Origin of the sequence: Kitasatospora sp. NPDC059462, assembly GCF_042749955.1 — a bacterium.
Classification (GTDB): Bacteria; Actinomycetota; Actinomycetes; order Streptomycetales; family Streptomycetaceae; genus Kitasatospora.
Genome location: NZ_JBHYUU010000173.1, coordinates 1 through 17,045, shown reverse-complemented (window position 1 = coordinate 17,045; position 17,045 = coordinate 1). Strand labels below are relative to the sequence as shown.

22 protein-coding genes are annotated in these 17,045 nt (G+C 75.9%); 13 read left to right on the top strand and 9 right to left on the bottom strand.

Annotated elements, in window-relative coordinates; all coding sequences use genetic code 11:
- A partial coding sequence (locus ACFXAM_RS31145; protein ID WP_380296294.1) for an ANTAR domain-containing protein occupies positions 1 to 452 on the bottom strand: 452 nt, incomplete at its 3' end.
- Positions 449 to 4,306: a HAMP domain-containing protein gene (locus tag ACFXAM_RS31140; RefSeq protein ID WP_380296293.1), complete on the bottom strand. Its 3,858-nt coding sequence runs from the start codon at positions 4,304 to 4,306 to the stop codon at positions 449 to 451. The genes ACFXAM_RS31140 and ACFXAM_RS31145, both read right to left, overlap by 4 nt.
- Before the next feature lie 220 nt (positions 4,307 to 4,526).
- Here ACFXAM_RS31140 and ACFXAM_RS31135 point away from each other — a divergent pair, with 220 nt between their 5' ends.
- Both ACFXAM_RS31135 and ACFXAM_RS31130 read left to right on the top strand, forming a co-directional pair.
- The gene (locus ACFXAM_RS31135; RefSeq protein WP_380296291.1) at positions 4,527 to 4,850 is read left to right on the top strand and encodes a plasmid stabilization protein; all 324 of its coding nucleotides are present in this window, start codon (positions 4,527 to 4,529) and stop codon (positions 4,848 to 4,850) included.
- A 16-nt stretch (positions 4,851 to 4,866) separates the two neighbouring features.
- Entirely contained in the window at positions 4,867 to 5,088 is a 222-nt protein-coding gene (locus tag ACFXAM_RS31130) for a hypothetical protein (RefSeq protein ID WP_380296290.1), read from the top strand.
- A 26-nt stretch (positions 5,089 to 5,114) separates the two neighbouring features.
- Here ACFXAM_RS31130 and ACFXAM_RS31125 read toward each other — a convergent pair whose 3' ends face one another.
- Both ACFXAM_RS31125 and ACFXAM_RS31120 read right to left on the bottom strand, forming a co-directional pair.
- Complete coding sequence (locus tag ACFXAM_RS31125) at positions 5,115 to 5,600, bottom strand: ATP-binding protein (RefSeq protein WP_380296289.1); 486 nt, start codon at positions 5,598 to 5,600, stop codon at positions 5,115 to 5,117.
- Positions 5,601 to 5,604: 4 nt separating this feature from the next.
- Positions 5,605 to 6,060 (bottom strand): STAS domain-containing protein, encoded by a 456-nt coding sequence (locus ACFXAM_RS31120; RefSeq protein WP_380296288.1) that lies wholly within the window; start codon positions 6,058 to 6,060, stop codon positions 5,605 to 5,607.
- 332 nt (positions 6,061 to 6,392) lie between these two features.
- Between ACFXAM_RS31120 and ACFXAM_RS31115 the strand changes: the two genes are divergently transcribed.
- The 6 genes from ACFXAM_RS31115 to ACFXAM_RS31090 all read left to right on the top strand — a co-directional run bounded on the left by ACFXAM_RS31115 (position 6,393) and on the right by ACFXAM_RS31090 (position 10,442).
- Entirely contained in the window at positions 6,393 to 6,932 is a 540-nt protein-coding gene (locus tag ACFXAM_RS31115) for a DUF6328 family protein (protein ID WP_380296286.1), read from the top strand.
- A gap of 49 nt (positions 6,933 to 6,981) precedes the next feature.
- Positions 6,982 to 8,013: an SDR family oxidoreductase gene (locus tag ACFXAM_RS31110; protein WP_380296285.1), complete on the top strand. Its 1,032-nt coding sequence runs from the start codon at positions 6,982 to 6,984 to the stop codon at positions 8,011 to 8,013.
- Positions 8,010 to 9,143, top strand: a complete 1,134-nt coding sequence (locus ACFXAM_RS31105) for a glutamate--cysteine ligase (RefSeq protein WP_380296283.1) — start codon at positions 8,010 to 8,012, stop codon at positions 9,141 to 9,143. The genes ACFXAM_RS31110 and ACFXAM_RS31105 overlap by 4 nt, the downstream gene beginning before the upstream one ends.
- Before the next feature lie 77 nt (positions 9,144 to 9,220).
- Positions 9,221 to 9,394 (top strand): CsbD family protein, encoded by a 174-nt coding sequence (locus ACFXAM_RS31100; protein WP_380296281.1) that lies wholly within the window; start codon positions 9,221 to 9,223, stop codon positions 9,392 to 9,394.
- Positions 9,395 to 9,444: 50 nt separating this feature from the next.
- Complete coding sequence (locus tag ACFXAM_RS31095; RefSeq protein WP_380296279.1) at positions 9,445 to 9,684, top strand: hypothetical protein; 240 nt, start codon at positions 9,445 to 9,447, stop codon at positions 9,682 to 9,684.
- Positions 9,685 to 10,031: 347 nt separating this feature from the next.
- Entirely contained in the window at positions 10,032 to 10,442 is a 411-nt protein-coding gene (locus ACFXAM_RS31090; protein WP_380296278.1) for a hypothetical protein, read from the top strand.
- 94 nt (positions 10,443 to 10,536) lie between these two features.
- On the opposite strand, the gene ACFXAM_RS31085 is transcribed toward ACFXAM_RS31090, so the two are convergent.
- Both ACFXAM_RS31085 and ACFXAM_RS31080 read right to left on the bottom strand, forming a co-directional pair.
- Positions 10,537 to 11,409, bottom strand: coding sequence for a VOC family protein (locus ACFXAM_RS31085; RefSeq protein ID WP_380296276.1), 873 nt, complete (start codon positions 11,407 to 11,409; stop codon positions 10,537 to 10,539).
- 3 nt (positions 11,410 to 11,412) lie between these two features.
- Complete coding sequence (locus tag ACFXAM_RS31080; RefSeq protein ID WP_380296275.1) at positions 11,413 to 11,556, bottom strand: hypothetical protein; 144 nt, start codon at positions 11,554 to 11,556, stop codon at positions 11,413 to 11,415.
- 191 nt (positions 11,557 to 11,747) lie between these two features.
- On the opposite strand from ACFXAM_RS31080, the gene ACFXAM_RS31075 reads away from it, so the two are divergent.
- The gene (locus tag ACFXAM_RS31075) at positions 11,748 to 12,308 is read left to right on the top strand and encodes a hemerythrin domain-containing protein (RefSeq protein ID WP_380296274.1); all 561 of its coding nucleotides are present in this window, start codon (positions 11,748 to 11,750) and stop codon (positions 12,306 to 12,308) included.
- Positions 12,309 to 12,401: 93 nt separating this feature from the next.
- Complete coding sequence (locus ACFXAM_RS31070; RefSeq protein WP_380296272.1) at positions 12,402 to 13,049, top strand: HAD-IIIA family hydrolase; 648 nt, start codon at positions 12,402 to 12,404, stop codon at positions 13,047 to 13,049.
- Positions 13,050 to 13,637: 588 nt separating this feature from the next.
- Here the strand turns inward: ACFXAM_RS31070 and ACFXAM_RS31065 are convergent.
- The gene (locus ACFXAM_RS31065; RefSeq protein WP_380296271.1) at positions 13,638 to 14,222 is read right to left on the bottom strand and encodes a DJ-1/PfpI/YhbO family deglycase/protease; all 585 of its coding nucleotides are present in this window, start codon (positions 14,220 to 14,222) and stop codon (positions 13,638 to 13,640) included.
- Positions 14,223 to 14,443: 221 nt separating this feature from the next.
- Here ACFXAM_RS31065 and ACFXAM_RS31060 point away from each other — a divergent pair, with 221 nt between their 5' ends.
- On the top strand, positions 14,444 to 14,629 hold the full coding sequence (locus ACFXAM_RS31060; RefSeq protein ID WP_380296270.1) for a hypothetical protein: 186 nt from the start codon (positions 14,444 to 14,446) through the stop codon (positions 14,627 to 14,629).
- Positions 14,630 to 14,652: 23 nt separating this feature from the next.
- Here ACFXAM_RS31060 and ACFXAM_RS31055 read toward each other — a convergent pair whose 3' ends face one another.
- Positions 14,653 to 15,072, bottom strand: coding sequence for a hypothetical protein (locus tag ACFXAM_RS31055; protein WP_380296269.1), 420 nt, complete (start codon positions 15,070 to 15,072; stop codon positions 14,653 to 14,655).
- Positions 15,073 to 15,542: 470 nt separating this feature from the next.
- Here ACFXAM_RS31055 and ACFXAM_RS31050 point away from each other — a divergent pair, with 470 nt between their 5' ends.
- The gene (locus tag ACFXAM_RS31050) at positions 15,543 to 16,052 is read left to right on the top strand and encodes a hypothetical protein (RefSeq protein ID WP_380296267.1); all 510 of its coding nucleotides are present in this window, start codon (positions 15,543 to 15,545) and stop codon (positions 16,050 to 16,052) included.
- Between the two features lie 94 nt (positions 16,053 to 16,146).
- Here the strand turns inward: ACFXAM_RS31050 and ACFXAM_RS31045 are convergent, their stop codons facing one another.
- A complete protein-coding gene (locus tag ACFXAM_RS31045; protein WP_380296265.1) occupies positions 16,147 to 16,605 on the bottom strand; it encodes an SRPBCC family protein in 459 nt (152 codons plus the stop codon).
- A 182-nt stretch (positions 16,606 to 16,787) separates the two neighbouring features.
- Here ACFXAM_RS31045 and ACFXAM_RS31040 point away from each other — a divergent pair, with 182 nt between their 5' ends.
- Entirely contained in the window at positions 16,788 to 17,012 is a 225-nt protein-coding gene (locus ACFXAM_RS31040; RefSeq protein WP_380296263.1) for a hypothetical protein, read from the top strand.
- The last annotated feature ends 33 nt before the right edge of the window (positions 17,013 to 17,045 follow it).

Below are 17,045 nucleotides of genomic sequence, written 5' to 3'. Positions count from 1 at the left end.
GACGGACCGGGGGCGGCGGAGGCGTCGGAAGCACCGGGGGCGGCGGCCGGCGGCCCGGCCGGAGCGCGACCGGCGGGCTCGACGGAGCGGCCGACGACGTCGGCGGCCAGGGTGACGACGGGGACGCCGGCCTCCCCGGCGAGGTGGGCGAGCCGGGCGGCGGCCTCGACGGGCGGGACGGCCAGCCGCTCGGCGAGCATCCCGGTGGCGAGGTCGACCAGCGCGCGGGTGCCCTCCTCGGCCCGCATCCGTTCGGCGGCGTGCTGGAGCCGTCGGACGGTGCCCGCGAGCTGCCGGGCGACGTCGTCCGCCGCCGGCTCGCCGCCGTCGGGCGGCCCGGCGGCGTCCGGCCCGGGAGCGGCGGGGCGGGGAGCGGCGGGGACGGGGTCGGCCGGCCCGGGACCGGCGGGGCCGGGGTCGCGCGGGGTGCCGCCTCGCGGGCCGGTGGTCATGACGGGTCCAGCCAGTGCCGCATCCGCTCCAGCAGCAGCGCGGTGTCCACGGGCTTGGTGACGTGGTCGTCGGCGCCGGCGGCGAGGCTCTTGGCCCGGTCGCCCGCCATGGCCTTGGCGGTGACGGCGACGACCGGGAGACGGGCGAAGCCCTCGTCCGCCCGGATGGCCGCGATGGTGGCGTAGCCGTCGAGCCCGGGCATCATCACGTCCATCAGCACCAGGTCGGTCTCGGGGTGGCGGCGCAGCAGGTCGAGCCCGGCGCGGCCGTCGGCGGCGTGCAGGACGGTCAGCCCGTGCTGTTCGAGGGCGGCGGCGAGGGCGAAGACGTTGCGGATGTCGTCGTCGACGATCAGCACGGTGCGCCCCGCGAGCGGTTCGTCGGCGGGGACGTCGGGCTCGGCGGGGCCCGCGGCGGCGGGGTGACGCCCGCCCAGCAGCGCGATCAGGCGTTCGCGCACCTCGTCGAGCCCGGAGAGGACTTCGAGGCGGTCGACCGTCGTGCCGATGCCGGCGGCCGGGCCGCCGTCGCCGTGGTAGCCGAGGACGGGGGTGCTCTCGGGGAGGGCGGTGAGCAGCACGGGAACCAGTTCGCCGGTGTGGGCGAGGTCGACGACGGCGCAGCGGTAGGGGCCGTCGGCGACGGCGGCGCGCAGCCCGGCCTCGTCGCCGGCGCTGCGGACGCCCGCTTGCGGGTCCTCGCCGTGGGCCTCGGCGGCGGTGCGGGCGAGCAGGGTGAGCAGGGCCGGCGGGTCGGCCTCGACGACCAGGACGCGGGTCACGGCGGGCGGGGCGGTCGCGGGCCGGTCGCGGCGGGCGAGCGGGAGGTAGAAGCTGAAGCGGCTGCCCTGCCCGGTGGTGGAGCGCACGGTGAGGGCGCCGCCGAGCAGGCGGGCGAGTTCGCGGCTGATGGACAGGCCGAGGCCGGTGCCGCCGTAGCGGCGGCCGGTGGTGCCGTCGGCCTGCTGGAAGGCGCCGAAGATGCTGTCGAGGTGGGCGGGGTCGATGCCGATGCCGGTGTCGTCGACGTGGAAGGCCACCGCGGCCTCGGCCTGGCCGATCTCGACGGGCAGTTCGGCGGCCTCGACGCGTTCGATGCGCAGGTCGACCCCGCCCGCGTCGGTGAACTTGATGGCATTGGACAGCAGGTTGCGCAGGACCTGGCGCAACCGGGCCTGGTCGGTGACGAGTTCGCCGGGCACGCCGTCCTCGACGGTGATCCGGAAGGCGAGGTCCTTCTGGTCGGCGAGCGGTTTGAAGGCGGACTCGACGTAGGCCAGCAGGTCCTGGACAGCGAAGGGTTCGGGGGCGAGCTCCATCTTCCCGGCCTCGACCTTGGAGAGGTCGAGGATGTCGTTGATGAGCTGGAGCAGGTCGGAGCCGGCCGAGTGGATGACGCCCGCGTACTCGACCTGCTTGGGCGTGAGGTTGCCGGCCGCGTTCTGGGCGAGCAGCTGGGCGAGGATGAGCAGGCTGTTGAGCGGGGTGCGCAGTTCGTGGCTCATGTTGGCCAGGAACTCCGACTTGTACATCGAGGTGAGGCTCAACTGCCGGGCGCGCTCCTCCAGTTCCTGGCGGGCCTGTTCGATCTCCAGGTTCTTGGCCTCGATGTCGCGGTTGCGGTCGGCGAGCTGTCCGGCCTTCTCGGCGAGTTCGGCATTGGAGCGCCGCAGCTCCTCCTGCCCGTTCTGCAACTCCTCGGAGCGGGCCTGGAGTTCGGCGGTCAGCCGCTGGGACTCGCCGAGCAGTTCGTCGGTGCGGGCGTTGGCGAGCAGGGTGCCGAGGTTGACGCCGCAGGCCTCGGCGAACTGTTCCAGGAAGTCGCGGTGGACGGCGCTGAAGGGGTGGACGGAGGCGAACTCCATGACGCCGAGCAGCCACTCCTCCAGGGCGATCGGCAGGATCACCACCGAGCGGGCGTGGGTGGCGCCGGCGCCGGAGGCGATGGTGGCGTAGTCGGGCGGCAGGTCGTCGACGGTGAGGGTGCGCCGGCTGCGGGCGGTCTGGCCGACCAGGGACTCGCCGAGCCGCAGCCGGGCGGGGGTGGTTCCGTCGCCCGGCGGTCCGTAGGCGCTGATGCGGGCCAGCGCGGTGGATTCGCCGTCCTCCTCGGCCAGGTAGAAGGCCCCGTACTGGGCGCCGACCAGCGGGGTCAGCTCGTCGGTGATCAGCTCGGCGACGGCGCGGACGTCGCGTTTGCCCTGCATGGCGCCGGTGAAGCGGGCGAGGTTGGTCTTCAGCCAGTCCTGCTCCTCGTTGGCGCGGGTGCTCTCGCGCAGCGACTCCACCATGAAGTTGACGTTGTCCTTGAGGTCGGCGACCTCGCCGGAGGCGTCCACGGTGATCGAGCGGGTGAGGTCGCCGGCCGCGACGGCGCCGGTGACCTCGGCGATCGAGCGGACCTGCCGGGTGAGGTTGCCGGCGAGTTCGTTGACGTTCTCGGTCAGCCGCTTCCAGGTGCCGGAGACGCCCTCCACCTCCGCCTGGCCGCCGAGCCGGCCCTCGGTGCCGACCTCCCGGGCGACCCGGGTGACCTCGTCGGCGAACGAGCCGAGCTGGTCGACCATGGTGTTCACGGTGGTCTTGAGCTCCAGGATCTCGCCGCGCGCGTCCACGTCGATCTTGCGGGTGAGGTCGCCCCCGGCGACCGCCGTCGTCACCTGGGCGATGTTGCGCACCTGGCTGGTGAGGTTGTGCGCCATGAAGTTGACGTTGTCGGTGAGGTCCTTCCACGTCCCGGCGACGTTGGGCACCCGGGCCTGGCCGCCGAGGGTGCCCTCGGTGCCGACCTCGCGGGCGACCCGGGTCACCTCGTCGGCGAACACCGAGAGGGTGTCCACCATCGTGTTGATCGCACCGGCCAGTGCGGCCATCTCGCCCTTGGCCTCCACGGTGATCTTCCGGGAGAGGTCGCCCCGGGCGACGGCGGTGGCCACCTCGGACATCGAGCGGACCTGGCCGGTGAGGTTGGAGGCCATCACGTTGACGTTGTCGGTGAGGCCCTTCCAGGTGCCGGAGACGCCCCGGACGGTGGCCTGGCCGCCGAGGTTGCCCTCGGTGCCGACCTCGCGCGCGACCCTGGTGACCTCGTCGGCGAACGCGGACAGCTGGTCGACCATCGTGTTGATGGTCTCCTTGAGCAGCAGGATCTCGCCGCGCGCGTCGACCCGGATCTTCTGGGTGAGGTCGCCCTCGGCGACCGCGGTGGTGACCTCGGCGATGGCGCGCACCTGGGCGGTGAGGTTGTCCGCCATCACGTTCACCGACTCGGTGAGGTCCTTCCAGGTGCCGGAGACGTCGCGGACGTCGGCCTGGCCGCCGAGCCGCCCCTCGCTGCCCACCTCGCGGGCCACCCTGGTCACCTCGTCGGCGAACGCGGACAGCTGGCCGACCATCGTGTTGACGGTGTTCTTGAGCTCCAGCAGTTCGCCGCGCGCGTCGACCTCGATCTTCTGGGTGAGGTCGCCGCGCGCCACCGCGGTGGTCACCTGGGCGATGTTGCGCAGTTGCCGGGTGAGGTCGCCGGCCATCGCGTTGACGGCGTCGGTGAGGTCCAGCCACGTCCCGGACGCGCCGGGCACGTGCGCCTGCCCGCCGAGCCGGCCCTCGGAGCCGACCTCCCGGGCCACCCGGGTCACCTCGGAGGTCACCCGGGCGAGTTGCTCCACCATGCCGTTGAACACGGCGGCGATCTCGCCGGGCACCCCCGGCAGGTCGGGCCGCAGCCGGGTGCGGAAGTCACCGTCGCGAACCGCCGTCAGCCCGGCGAGCAGCTGCCGCAGGACCTGCTCGGACTGCTCCACGTGGCCCGCCTCGGCGCCCGGCGCACCGCCCGGCGCCCGGTGCTCGTCCATGCGTCCACCACCCGGATCGAGCGCGCGGCCGGATCGCCCGACGGCGGGCCCGGCCGTGGGAAGCGGCGGCGCCGCCCCGCCTCCCACTGTGCCACCGTCGCGCGGGAGGCGACACGCGGGACGTCCGGACCGGTGGCGGCCGCGCGGTGGTTCGCCGCCCGCCGACCGGGTAGACGCGCTCGGCAAGGACGGGGAACCGGAACCGGAGAGGAGCACGGCCATGCCCCGAGGATCGAGCCCCAAGCGGGAACGCCAGTACGAGCACATCAAGGAGAGCGCGCTGGACCGCGGCGAGAGCGAGAAGCGGGCCGAGGAGATCGCCGCCCGGACGGTCAACAAGGAACGCGCCCGGCACGGCGAGTCCAGGACCGCGAGCCGCAGCTCCACCCATGACATCTCCTCCGGCCGGCGCGGCGGACAGCGCTCGCACCGGGGCGCCGGCGGGCCCACCTACGACCAGCTGTACAACGAGGCCAGGCAGCGCGGCATCAAGGGGCGCTCGAAGATGAACAAGCGCGAGCTGTCCCACGCGCTCGGCCGGTGACCACGGGAGGAGTGCCATGACCGCCACCGCGACGACCGTCACCGGTGCGGCGGGCACCGCCGCGAGCGTCCCGACGGTGCCCCCGCCCGGCCACCCGGACACCGAACCCTTCCCCCACCCGCACCCGAACCCGCTCCCCCGGCCGGAACCGGACCCGGCGCCGCCGCCGGTGCCGCCGTTCCCGCCGCCGGAGCCCGACCCGGGCCCGCCGACCGAGCCCGGCCGGGCGGGCGCCTGACCACCGCTCCCCGCGGCCCGTACGGCTCAGCCGTACGGGCCGCGGTGGTCCAGCGGCGACGGCACCTCCAGCCAGACCGACTTGCCCGCGCCCTCGGGCCGCGATCCCCAGGCGCGGGCGAGCCGGTCCACCACGCGCAGCCCGTGCCCGCCCGGCTGCCCCGGATCGGCGGACGGGCGCAGCTGCGGCGGTACCGGGCTGGCGTCGCTCACCTCGACCCGCAGCCGCAGGGTGTCCCAGCGCAGCCGCAGTTCGCGCGGGCCGCCGGGCGCGTGCAGGCAGGCGTTGGTGACGAGTTCGGAGACCATCAGCAGGACGTCCTCGAAGACCGCGACCTGCTCGTCGTCGGGCCACTGCTCGCCGTCCACCGCCAGCCAGTGCCAGTCGAGCAGCGCCTGGCGGCTGAAGTCGCGCGAGCGCTGCACGGCTCCCCGGGCGCCGCTCAGCGCCAGCCGCCGGGTCTCGTCCGGATCCGGTGCCGGGGCGGGGGCGGGGCCGGGGCCGGTCGTCATGTCGTCACGCCCGCTCACCGGCCGGGCCGGCGCCCGTCTCCAGGGCGAGGGCGAGGGTGGGGTGGACCCGCAGCACGGTGTCGGCCCCGGTCACGGCGAACAGCCGCACGAGGGCGGGGCGCGGCCCGGCGACCTCCAGCCGGACGCCGACCCGTTCGGCCTCCTGGCGGGCCCGCAGCAGGATGTTCAGCCCGGTGGAGTCGCAGAAGCGCAGTTCGGCGAGGTCGACCAGGATCCGGGCGAGGCCCTCCTCCGGCAGTCCGGCCAGCACGGTGCGCAGCCCGTCCGCCGAGTCGTGGTCGAGTTCTCCCCCGACGGCGACGATCCGCACCGGTCCGTCGCGGTGCACCACGACGGACAGTTCTCCCGGCCGGTAGTTCTCCGGGGGGTCGCGCCGCGTGCCACCGGGTCCGTCCCCCGTGCCCCCCGTGCCCCCGGCGTCGCCCGCGGAGAGATGCATGGCTGGCTCCCGGTCCGGTCGCAAAGGCTTGGTGCCGTCCAGACCATGATGCCGCGCCGCCGGGCGGGCCGCGCGGACGGCGCGGACCGGCCGGTCCGCGGCCCGCCACGGCGCTCGCGGCGGTGTCCGGGTCCTCTCGTCCACGGCCCGCGTTTGCCCGGGCCCCGCCCCGCGGAACCCCGGGCGGGGCGGGCCCGGGGTGGAGAGGGCCGCGCCGGGGGGGCCCCGGGGGGGCGGGAGCGCGGCGGGAGCCGACGGACGGCCGCGACGGACGCGACGGACGCGACGGACGCGACGGATGCGAGGCGACGGACAGGACGGAGGAGGGGCGGATGACACGGGGAGCAGGGGGAGCAGGGCGCCGCGAGGGCACCACCGCGCCCCGGGACGGACGCCAGGAGTCGCCGGAGGAACGCGCGGACCGCCGCTGGAGCGACCTGCTCCAGGAGGTGCGGGTCGCGCAGACCGGCTCCCAGGTCCTGTTCGGCTTCCTGCTGAGCGTCGTCTTCATGCCGCGGTTCGCCCAGTTGGAGCAATTCGACCGCGATCTGTACGTGGTCACCGTGGTGCTGGGCGCGCTCGCCACCGGCTCGCTCGCCGCGCCGGTCTCCTACCACCGGCTCTTCGCCGGCCGCCGGCTCAAGCCGCAGCTGGTCGACGCGGCCGCGCGGCTGGTCGCGATCGGCCTGATCCTGCTGGCGCTGACCATCGGCTCCGCACTGCTCCTGCTGCTGCGGGAGGCCACCGACGGTGCCGCGGCCGCCTGGATCGCGGGCGCGGTGATGGCCTACTTCGCCGTCTGCTGGCTGCTCCTGCCGGTGGTCCAGCTGCGCCGCCAGAACCACCGGGAGAAGCGCCCGCCCGAGGACTGAACCGCAGACCGGGACGTTTCGCCACCGCGCCCGGGGCAACACGCCCGCCATGAGGACTCACCGCGATCCGCCGCCACGCACCGTCGTCGTCACGGGGGCCGGGGCCGGAGTCGGCCGGGCCTGCGTACGGGAGTTCGCCGCCCGCGGCGACCGGCTGGTGCTCACCGGGCGCGGCCGGGCCGGGCTGCGCGCCGCGGCCGCCGAGGCCGGGCAGGCGGGCGCGCCCGCGCTGGTCGTCCCGGCCGACGTCGCCGACCCCGAGGCCTGCGAGGACGTCGCGGCCCGCGCCGAGGAGGCGTTCGGGCCGATCGACGTCTGGGTGAACGACGCCTTCGCGGGGGTGTTCGCGCCCTTCGCGGACATCACCGCCGCCGAGTTTCGCCGGGTCACCGACGTCACCTACCTTGGATACGTGAACGGCACCCGAGCTGCGCTGCACCGGATGCTGCCCCGCGACCGCGGCACCGTCGTGCAGGTCGGATCGGCCATCGCCTACCGGGGCATTCCGCTGCAGAGCGCGTACAGCGGCGCCAAGCACGCCCTCCAGGGCTGGCACGAGGCGCTGCGCTGCGAACTGCTCGCCGCCCGCTCGGGCGTGCGGGTCACCATGGTCCAGCTGCCCGCCGTCAACACCCCGCAGTTCGACTGGGTGCTCAACCGGCTGCCCGGGCGCGCCCGGCCGGTCGCACCGGTGTACCAGCCGGAGGTCGCCGCCCGCGCCGTGCGGTTCGCCGCCGACCACCCCGGGCGGCGCGAGTACTGGGTCGGCGCGAGCACGGTGGCGACCCTGCTGGCCAACGCCGTGGCACCCGGGCTGCTCGAGCACTACCTGGCCCGCACCGGCCGGTCGGCGCAGCAGGAGGACCGGCCGCGACGCGTCCAGGACCGCGCCAACCTGTGGGAGCCCGCCGACGACGACGTCGACCACGGTGCGCGCGGGCGCTTCGACGACGAGGCCCACGCGCGCAGCCCGCAGCTGTGGGCCTCCCAGCACCGCGCCCTGCTCGCGGCGGCGGGTTCCGGCCTGCTGGGCACGGCCGGCCTCGCGCCGGCCCGCGGTTCGCGCCGGAGCCGGCCGTGACCACGCGCCCGACCCCCGGAACGGTGCCGACCGTCGGGGTGGAGGAGGAGTTCCTGCTGGTCGACCGCCGGACCCGGCTGCCCGTCGCCCGCGCCTCGCAGGTGCTGGCGGCCGCCTCCCGGGTGCTGGGCGAGCAGGTGCAGCCGGAGATCTTCCAGGTGCAGGTGGAGACCACCAGCCGCCCCGCACTGCGCCTCAAGGAGCTGGCCGACGACCTCGCCCGGCTGCGCGCCGGCCTGGTGGCGGCGGCCGCCGACGCGGACTGCCTGCTGGTCGCCAGCGGGACGCCGGTGCTGGCGGGACCGGAGCCGGCGCTGCTCACCGACAACCCCCGCTACCGGCTGATGGCGGACCGCTACCCGGCCGCGGCCGACGGCTACAGCGGGGCGCTGTGCGGCTGCCACGTGCACCTGGGCACCCTGGAGCGCGGGCTCGCGCTGGCGCTCGGCAACCGGCTGCGGCCCTGGCTGCCGGTGCTGCAGGCGCTCGCCGTCAACTCGCCGTTCGACGCGGGCCGCGACAGCGGCTTCGCCAGCTGGCGGGACGTGCGCTGGTCGCGCTGGCCGACCGTCGGCGCGGCGCCGCTGGTGGACGAGCGGGGCTACGAGCGGCGCGCCAACGCCCTGGTCGCGCGCGGCACGCTGCTCGACCGCCGGATGATCTACTGGTACACCCGCCCGTCGGAGCACGTGCCGACGCTGGAGGTGCGGGTCGCCGACGTCAACGCCGACCTGGGGACGGTGCTGCTGTTCGCCGGGCTGCTGCGCGGGCTCGGCGCCGTCCTGCTCGACGAGGCCCGGGTCGGGCTGCCCCCGCCCGCCGTACCGCACGGCCGGCTGGCGGCCGCCCACCGGCGGGCCGCCCAGACCGGCCCGTCGGGCGAGGGGATCGACCCGTTCACCGGGTGGCCGGTGCCGATGCCCGCGCTGGTGGACCGGCTGCTGGAGCGGGCCGCGCCGGGGCTGTCCGCCGCGGGTGACCTGGCGGCCGTCGAGGCCGGTCTCGACCGGCTGCGCCGGCTGGGCAGCGGCGCCGAGCGCCAGCGCCGGGACTTCCGCGCGCACGGGCGCGCACGCGACGTGGTCGACGGACTCGCCCGGCTGACCGCCACCGTCACCCCGCCCGTCTGACGCATGACCTGCCCGCTTCGGGGCAGACGCCTCCCGGGCGGGCACCGGCCCGCCCGTGGCGAACGGAGGCGAACACCATGGCGACCGACGACAAGGTGCGCAACATGGCCGAGAAGGCCCGCGGCAAGGCCAAGGAGGCCGCCGGCCGGGCCACCGGTGACCGCACGATGGAGGCCAAGGGCCGCGGCACCCAGATGAAGAGCGACCTGAAGCAGGCCGCCGAGAAGCTCAAGGACGCGGGCAAGGACTGACGCGGCCCCCCGCGACCGCACCGACACCGACGAACCGGAGGTGGGCGACCATGACCGGCCCGCACGACCGTACCCGCGAACCCCCGGACCCGCCCGTGCGGGCCGAGACGCCCGAGTCACGGATGACCGGCGAGGGCGGTGCTCCGCCGGAGCACGAGGAGCAGAAGGGCCCGGCCGACGGCCCGGAGTACGCCGTGACCCGGCAGGCGGACGGGGAGCCGGGGCGTGAGCCCCCGCCCGACCGTCCCGCCGACGAACCGCAGCCGCAGCCGTACGAGCCGCCCGACTGACCGCTCCCCCGCACCGCACACCGTTCGCCGCAGGCCGGTGGGATGATCACAACGTCCCGTCCGGCCTGCGGCGAACGGCTGCTCCGCCCCGGCGCGCCGCGCCCCTGAACTCCCGTTCCCGTGGGGCCTGTTGCTGCTGCGCCACGGGGTGATGATCAGCTCCGTGAGCCCCCGGAGGCCGCCGCGGGCAGCGGTTTCGCCGCTCACTTGGCGCATAAGACGCCTGTCGGCCGCCCGGGGCGTGTCCTAGTCTCTGAAGCAGGTCCGGACGGTCCTGCCGCCGAGCTCACGGACCGCGAAAGTCGACAAGGGGGTCGACAGGCCCCCGACGACCCAGGGGAGCACCTGTGAGCATACGCATGCGTGTCGCCGCTGTTCTGCTGTCGGCCGCGTTCGTCGGCGGCGCGATGACCATCACGCCGTCCGCGCAGGCCGACGAGCCGGCCCGGAGTATCGCCGCGGCCTGCTACGACAGCGCCAAGTCCTACTCGAAGCCCGATGGGGCGCGGTGGTACCCGGCGGGGTCCTCCTACCTCACGACGACGAGCAACTGCGCCGACATCAACATCAAGCCCAAGACCAACCGCTACGTCGCCGTGTGCTTCGTACCGAGTTCGGGATCGCCGTACTGCCAGTCGGGCTACAAACTGGCCACCGCAGGTCAGTGGAACGTCATCGCGACCGACGTGCAGAACGGCACCCGCTTCTACTTCGACTTCCAGTCGACGGCCCTGTCCAACGGCAGCTGGGCCGCCTGATCTCCACGGCGCCCGAACGGCCTCCGGACTCCGGCCGTGTGCCGGAGTCCGGAGCGTCCCGTGCCGGCGAGGTCCTCGCCCGCTCGGGCATCGCTCACGGCGTCACCAGGTGGAACAGGCCGCCCTCCGTGTCCTGGAGGGCGGCCACCCTGCCGTACGGGGTGTCGACGGGCGGCCGGAGCACCCGGCCGCCCAGCCGCAGCGCGCGGGCGGTCGCGTCGTCGACGTCCGCGGTCTCGAAGTGGACGTGCCAGCGCGGCCTCAGCAGCGGCTCCGTGGCGCCGTCGGTGCCGCCCCCGCACAGCGCGGCGGCGGCACGGCCGTCGACCCTCAGCACCACCCGGTCGTGCTCGTAGCGGACGTCGTAGCCGTCACCGTCGCGTTCCGCCCAGTCGAAGACCCGCGCGTAGAAGATGGCGGCGGCGAAGGCGTCACGGGTGCGCAGCTCGGTGCGGACCGGCGCGCCCGGTCCGCACGGCCCTCCCGGCGGGCGGACGGGTGCCTGCCAGAGACCGAAGACGGCGTTCTGGGAATCGGCGCCCAGCACCACCCGGCCCCCGTCGAAGGTCAGCGGGCCGACGGCCACGGTGCCGCCGCCGGAGCGGATCCGCTCGGCGGCCGCGTCGGCGTCCTCGGTGCCGAAGTAGGTGGTCCAGCCGACCGGGAACCCCCAGCGGCGGGCCGTCTCGGCGAGACCCGCCACCACGCTGCCGTCGGCGATCCCGTGCAGGTACGGCCCCCAGGGGCTCGGCACCGGACGGAAGGTCCAGCCGAGCAGGGGACCGTAGAAGGAGGTGGCGGCCGGCAGGTCGCGGCTGAGCAGGCTCACCCAGCACGGCACGGCCGGCACGCAGCTCGGCGGTTCGGTCGGCGCCAGGTCGATCGGCGACAGGTCGGTCGGCACCAGGTCGATCGGTGACGGCGCGGTCGCGGCGATGGGGCGCTCACGGCCCGGGGGCCCGGGCACGGCTCAGCCCTCCAGGGCGGCGGCCGGCCGGTGGAGGGGTTCGTCCGGCCGCCCGACCGCCACCCGCCGGGCCGGCTCCCCGCCCGGGCCGTCCCTCCCGGCGAGTCCCCGGTATGCCCGCAGCAGGACGCTCGCGTCGTTCGTCATGGCCGCACTCCTCCTTCCCGATTCCGTGTCTCGGCCGGGCGTGTCCCCGGACCACCGGCCGGCAAACACCGCCCACCGGGCGTCCGGGGGGCGGTACGACCCGACGGCCCCCGGCGCGATTGAAGCGACCGGGGGCGGGCAGACGCACAGATTCCCCCGACACCCCTCACCCGCCCCCGTACGGAGGCACCATGAACGGCCCTGACGGGCTCCTGGGCGAACTGTCCACCGCCCACCGCGCGGTGGAGGCCCTGCTGCGCCGACTCGACACCGTCCACGCCCGAGGCGAGCACGCCGTGGCGGACGGCCACCGGCTGCTGGCCGAACTGGACCGGCTCCTCGACGAGCACCTGACCGCCGAGGAGACGTCCTTCTACCCGCTCGTCCGCCAGTACCTGCCCGCCGGACGGGCGCTCGCGGACGCCGCCGCCCACACCCACGAGACGGTGCGCCGGCTGCTGGCGCGGGCGATGGACGAACGGCTTCCGGCCGCCGACCGCACCCACTGCACCGGCGCGCTGCTGGTTCTCCTGCGGGCCCACCTGAGCGGCGAGAACGAGCGGCTCTTCCCGCTGGTCCGCGCGGCCGTCCCGGCGGCGGAGCTGCGGCGCTGCGCCGACCGGCTCGCCGGGGCCCGGCGGGCCGGCCCCTGCTCCCCCGTTTGGGGGCTGCCTCCGGGCACCGGCGCCATCGCCTCGCTGCGCGACCGGTTCACCGGCCACGACAGCACCGACCGGCCGCACGGGCCGTGACCCCCCGCAGCCCCCGGCCAACGGTGCGTCAGCAGCGCGCTCCGTCCGGGCCGGTACCGTTTCGGCCGCCGCCCGGCGGCAACCCGCAGGAGTATGGCGTACCTCGAAAGCACCGCGACGACCGTCCCGCTCCCCCGCCCGGCGGGTGCCCCCGCGAGCCGGCCCGGTGCCTGGCTGTTCCTCCGCGAACCGCACCGCACGGCGGCGGGCGCACCGCGCGGCGCCGTGCTGTTCGGCCGGGACGGCACGCTGATCCAGGACGTCTCCTGCAACGGCGACCCCGGCGCGGTCCACCCGCTGTCCGGGGTGCGGGCCGCCCTCGCGGCGCTGCGGACGGCCGGCTTCGCGCTCGGTGTGCTGAGCACCCAGCCCGGGGTCGCGCGCTGCGTGCTGCGACGCGAGCAGGTCGAGGCGGTGCAGGCCCGCACCGAACTGCTGCTCGGGCCGGTCGAGGTGTGGGCGGTCTGCCCGCACGGGCCGCACGACGGCTGCGACTGCCGCCCGCCCGCGACCGGTCTGGTGACCGCCGCCTGCCGCGCACTCGACCTGCCGCCGGCGCTCGTCACGGTGGTGGCCCACGGAAGTCCGCTGATCGAGGCCGCCCTGGCCGCCGGCGCCCACGCCGTCCGCCTCCCCGACGCCGCCCGGCCCCCGGCCGCACCGTACACGCCCTGCGTCCCGGCCGTCTGCCGCTCCGCCGACGGCCCCGAAGACGCCGCCGGCCTGCTGCTGCAGGGCTGACGGCCGGTCACGACCCCGCTGCCCGAACCGGCCGGCTACCGCACGGCTGATCGCCGTCCGCGAAGGGACGAGGACACCTCGGGCCGGCTCCGCCGGGCACGTCCGCTTCCACACCGAACGCCCCCGAGGCCCGCCGACTTCGTCGTCGACGGCGGGCTCGTGGACTCCTTGTGAGGCGGGAGGTCAGGGTTCCCGGTCGGGCATGGTCGCCGCCTGGTGCCTGGCCGGCTCCGCCGTGAGGGCCACGAGGTCCTCCGGGGGGCAAGGGAGGCGCCGCTTTGCCGGGCTCGGGGTCGATGCCGTTGTCGAGCCGGAAGCCCTCGTGTCCGCCGGTCATGATGTCCGCCGGGCGACAGCGCGATGTCGGCCGGCGGAGGGCATACGGCGACCCCCCGGCCGCCCGCGCGCACGCCGTCCGCGTCCCCCGGGATCCCGCCGACCTGCTGCTGCACGGCTCGGTGCCCGTGGGCGGGATGCGCAGGGCGGCATGAAGCCCGCTCGGCGCGGCGGCAGCCCACCCGCCCTGAGCCCCCGCCGATCACCGCCCCCATGCGCGGAAGCAAACTGCGGCAACCCCCCGGCGGGCCGCTACCCGGGCCGGCCCGCTGCCGCGACCGTGCGGGGCAGGACGGCGTCGATGGCCTGGGTGAACGGTCCGAGGTCGCCCGGGTTGCGGGAGGTGATCAGGTGCCAGCCGCCGGTGTCGTCCTCGACCAGCGGCTCGTCCGTCCACTCGGCGCCCGCGTTGGTGAGGTCGGTGCGCAGCGACGGGTAGGAGGTCAGCCGTTTGCCCTCGGCGACCCCGGCCTCGGCGAGCAGCCAGGGGCCGTGGCAGATGGCCGCGACGGCCCGGCCGGTGGTAGTGAAGGCGCGCACCAGCCGGACGGCCTCGTCCTGGAGCCGGAGCGTGTCGGCGTTGATCGTGCCGCCGGGGATCAGCAGCAGGTCGTAGCCGTCGGTGCCGTCGGCTACGACCTGGCCGAGGGTGTGGGTGGGGCGGACCGTCTCGCCGGGGTCCTCGTCCCCCACCAGGGTGCGGATGTCATCGTCCTCGACGGCGGCGATGTCGACCCGCACGCCGTCGTCGCGCAGGTGGCGCAGCGGGACGAGGAGTTCGTCCTGCTCGACGCCGTAGTTGGTGACGATGGCCAGGGCCTTGCAGTCGCGGGTCATGGTTCTCCTCCTGGTCGGCCGGCTCCCGGTGCGGGAGGCGGTGGGCAGGGCGTGGTGGCCCCCGGACGCGGGCGGGTACCCGGGCGGGCGCCCGGTATGCGTGGTCGGGTGGCTGTGGGCGGCGGATCGCGCTGGACTACGGGTGTGGGCCGTTGCGGTGTCGGGTAGCCGCAGGCCACCGGTGGGCGTGAGGGTCCGCCCCGAAGCCGAGGGAGGCAGTGGTGAGTGCCAGACGACGCTCGTGGGCCGTGAGCGTGGAGCGGGCGGCCGGGCGGCCGGGCGGGGAGGCCGGTCCGCAGCGCGAGGACGTGGAGGCGGAGCAGGGCCCGGCCGTGGCCGACGCCGCGGCGGAGGACGAGGAGGGCGACGGTCCCGTACCGCCGGCCGCGGACCGCGCGGCGCCCTGACGGTCAGGTCGGCCCGGGTCGGGTCACCCGCCGGGGTCGTCGCCGTCCGCGCCGGGCTCGCCGTAGCGGGCGCGCCACTCGCGGGCGCGGGCGTTGTGCCAGTCCACCCCGCGTTGCGCCTGGTGCTCGGAGAGGCCGCTGAGTGCGGCGACGAGGCCGAGCGGCACCGGCTCGTCGCAGTCGGCGAGCGTGCGGCAGACCTTCGCCGCCCACTGCTCCTCGTGGACGAACGGGCGGTTGCGGTACTCCGCGATCAGCGCGGCGAGGTGGTCGGACGAGCAGGCGGTGACGACCCGCCTGCCGTCGAGTCCGGGGTCGTGGGCGTGGACGGCGGAGGAGTCCGGGACGAGCGCGCCGAGCAGTTCCTCGTCGTGCAGGACCCGGCCGCAGTGGTCGCACAGGTCGTACCCCGCCGCGTCGTGCGCGCCGGGTCCGCCGTTCACCGGGGGTTCGTAGTGCTCCACACCCGGCGCCTACCCGGCCCGCTCCGGGCCAACCGCCCCGGTACGTGCCGCCGGGGGCGGGTAGGCGCACGGTCCGGAGTTCGACGATCGGGAGGTCACCATGACCGGGACACCGCGGGAACGGCCGCTGCACGACATGGGCGGCGCGATCGGGCCGGCCGACACCGCCGGGGCACGCCGGCCGGGGCGGGACGCCGAGGGGGCGGAGGGCGCGCGACGACGGCCCGCGCCGGTCGGCAGGGGCGGCAGGGGCGGCAGGGGCGGCACGCCGAACGTGGCCGGCAGCGACGGGCAGCAGCCGGAGATCGCCGAGGCCCGGTGCCGGGCACCGCGCCCGGCGAGGGCGACGCCCGCGCGCGGAGCACCGGGCGCCGCTGGAGGTCGATCCGCCGCCACGGGACGGGCCGGGGTCCGGGACGGAGTCCGGGACCGGGTCCGGTGAGCCGCCGGTGTGGGAGCCGGGGACCGGGGCGCGCAGCCACGATCCCGGCGCTGCGCCCGAGGACGAGGGCATCCCCGATCTGCAGGACGGCTCGCCGTCCCAGTGGTGGTCGGGCGACCCGCAGGTCCAGCCGGTGCCGGGGGACGCGCCGGTGGCCGTCGAGGCCTTCGGCACCACCGGGGCCGAGCAGGCGGAGGGCGAGTCGCTGGACGCACGGCTGGCCCAGGAGGAGCCGGAGCCGGACGAGGCGGCCGGTACCCCGGAGCCCGCGGCCGGGCGGCTCGACCTGCTCGACCCGCACAGCGACCTGCGGGCCGCCGCGCCGCAGGACACGGCCGGGCTGTCGGCCGAGGAGGAGTCGGTGCGGATCCGGCGGGACGAGGCGGGCGGGGAGGACGCGAAGCGGACCGACGGCGCCGAGGACCGCACCGAGTGGCCCGGCGTCGAGACCCCGGAGGAGGTCGAGGGCGCCACCGGGGCGCAGGACGCCGAGGGCGACGTGCCCGGGATCGGCTGAGCCGCCCGTCCGTCCCCCGCGCCCGGCCGTGACGACGGCCCCGGGTCCCCCGTCGGGGGGATCCGGGGCCGGGGTCGTGCGGAGCGCTCCGGGCTCAGCCCGGGGTGATCCGGCCCCGCCAGCCACCCTCGGCGCGCCCGCGCTCCTCGATGAAGTCCTTGAAGCGCCGCAGGTCGCCCTTCACCCGCCGGTCGACCATGCCCAGGGCGGATCCGGCCTTCTCGGCCATCCCCTCGGGCTGGTAGTCGATGGCCAGGCTGACCCGGGTGTGCGCCTCGTCGATGCGGTGGAAGCTGACGACGCCCTTCTGGTGGACCTCGCCGTCGACGGTCCGCCAGGCGATCCGCTCGTCCGGCAGCTGGTCGACGATCTCGGTGTCGAACTCGCGGCTGACCCCGCCGATGCTGGTCCGCCAGTGGTTGTGGCGGTCGTCGAGCTGGGTCACCGAGTCGACGCCCTCCATGAACCGGGGGAACTCCTCGAACAGCGTCCACTGGTCGTAGGCGGCGTGCAGCGGCACGTCGACCTCGACCGACTCCTTGACCATGCTCATCCGGTGCCTCCCTGCTGGGTCACGGCCGGGCCCGTCCCGGCCTCGGCTGCGCGCCTGCCCCGCCCGGGCGCCGGTAACCGTCCGTTCGCCGGAGAACCGTCCCAGTGGGTGCCACCCGGTGGCCGACCGGCGCCGCCCGGGATTGCATGGGAATCCCCGATCCCCTGCTCCGGGAGGCAGTCGTGTACGAGATGTGGGCCGAGTCCGATCCGGCGGTGGATCCGTCGGGCCTGGTGTGGCACGTGGTGTCGAAGGACGACGCGTCGACGGCGCTCTGCGGCCAGCTGTTGGAGCTGTCCCGCCGGGTGGTCCCGAACGGCCTGGACGGGCCTGCCGGGGTGCCGGACCGCTACTGCGATCCGTGCCTGGTCACGGTGCGCGAGACCATGGCGGCGACCGCCGGCTGACAGCGTGGCGGGGGCGTGCACCATGTGGTGCAC

Excerpts from the sequence above, each read along its gene's own strand:
- ACFXAM_RS31140 (WP_380296293.1), bottom strand. The coding sequence starts at position 4,306 with ATGGACGAGCACCGGGCGCCGGGCGGTGCGCCGGGCGCCGAGGCGGGC.
- ACFXAM_RS31135 (WP_380296291.1), top strand. The coding sequence starts at position 4,527 with ATGCCCCGAGGATCGAGCCCCAAGCGGGAACGCCAGTACGAGCACATC.
- ACFXAM_RS31130 (WP_380296290.1), top strand. The coding sequence starts at position 4,867 with ATGACCGCCACCGCGACGACCGTCACCGGTGCGGCGGGCACCGCCGCG.
- ACFXAM_RS31125 (WP_380296289.1), bottom strand. The coding sequence starts at position 5,600 with ATGACGACCGGCCCCGGCCCCGCCCCCGCCCCGGCACCGGATCCGGAC.
- ACFXAM_RS31120 (WP_380296288.1), bottom strand. The coding sequence starts at position 6,060 with ATGCATCTCTCCGCGGGCGACGCCGGGGGCACGGGGGGCACGGGGGAC.
- ACFXAM_RS31115 (WP_380296286.1), top strand. The coding sequence starts at position 6,393 with ATGACACGGGGAGCAGGGGGAGCAGGGCGCCGCGAGGGCACCACCGCG.
- ACFXAM_RS31110 (WP_380296285.1), top strand. The coding sequence starts at position 6,982 with ATGAGGACTCACCGCGATCCGCCGCCACGCACCGTCGTCGTCACGGGG.
- ACFXAM_RS31100 (WP_380296281.1), top strand. The coding sequence starts at position 9,221 with ATGGCGACCGACGACAAGGTGCGCAACATGGCCGAGAAGGCCCGCGGC.
- ACFXAM_RS31095 (WP_380296279.1), top strand. The coding sequence starts at position 9,445 with ATGACCGGCCCGCACGACCGTACCCGCGAACCCCCGGACCCGCCCGTG.
- ACFXAM_RS31080 (WP_380296275.1), bottom strand. The coding sequence starts at position 11,556 with ATGACGAACGACGCGAGCGTCCTGCTGCGGGCATACCGGGGACTCGCC.
- ACFXAM_RS31075 (WP_380296274.1), top strand. The coding sequence starts at position 11,748 with ATGAACGGCCCTGACGGGCTCCTGGGCGAACTGTCCACCGCCCACCGC.
- ACFXAM_RS31070 (WP_380296272.1), top strand. The coding sequence starts at position 12,402 with ATGGCGTACCTCGAAAGCACCGCGACGACCGTCCCGCTCCCCCGCCCG.
- ACFXAM_RS31065 (WP_380296271.1), bottom strand. The coding sequence starts at position 14,222 with ATGACCCGCGACTGCAAGGCCCTGGCCATCGTCACCAACTACGGCGTC.
- ACFXAM_RS31045 (WP_380296265.1), bottom strand. The coding sequence starts at position 16,605 with ATGAGCATGGTCAAGGAGTCGGTCGAGGTCGACGTGCCGCTGCACGCC.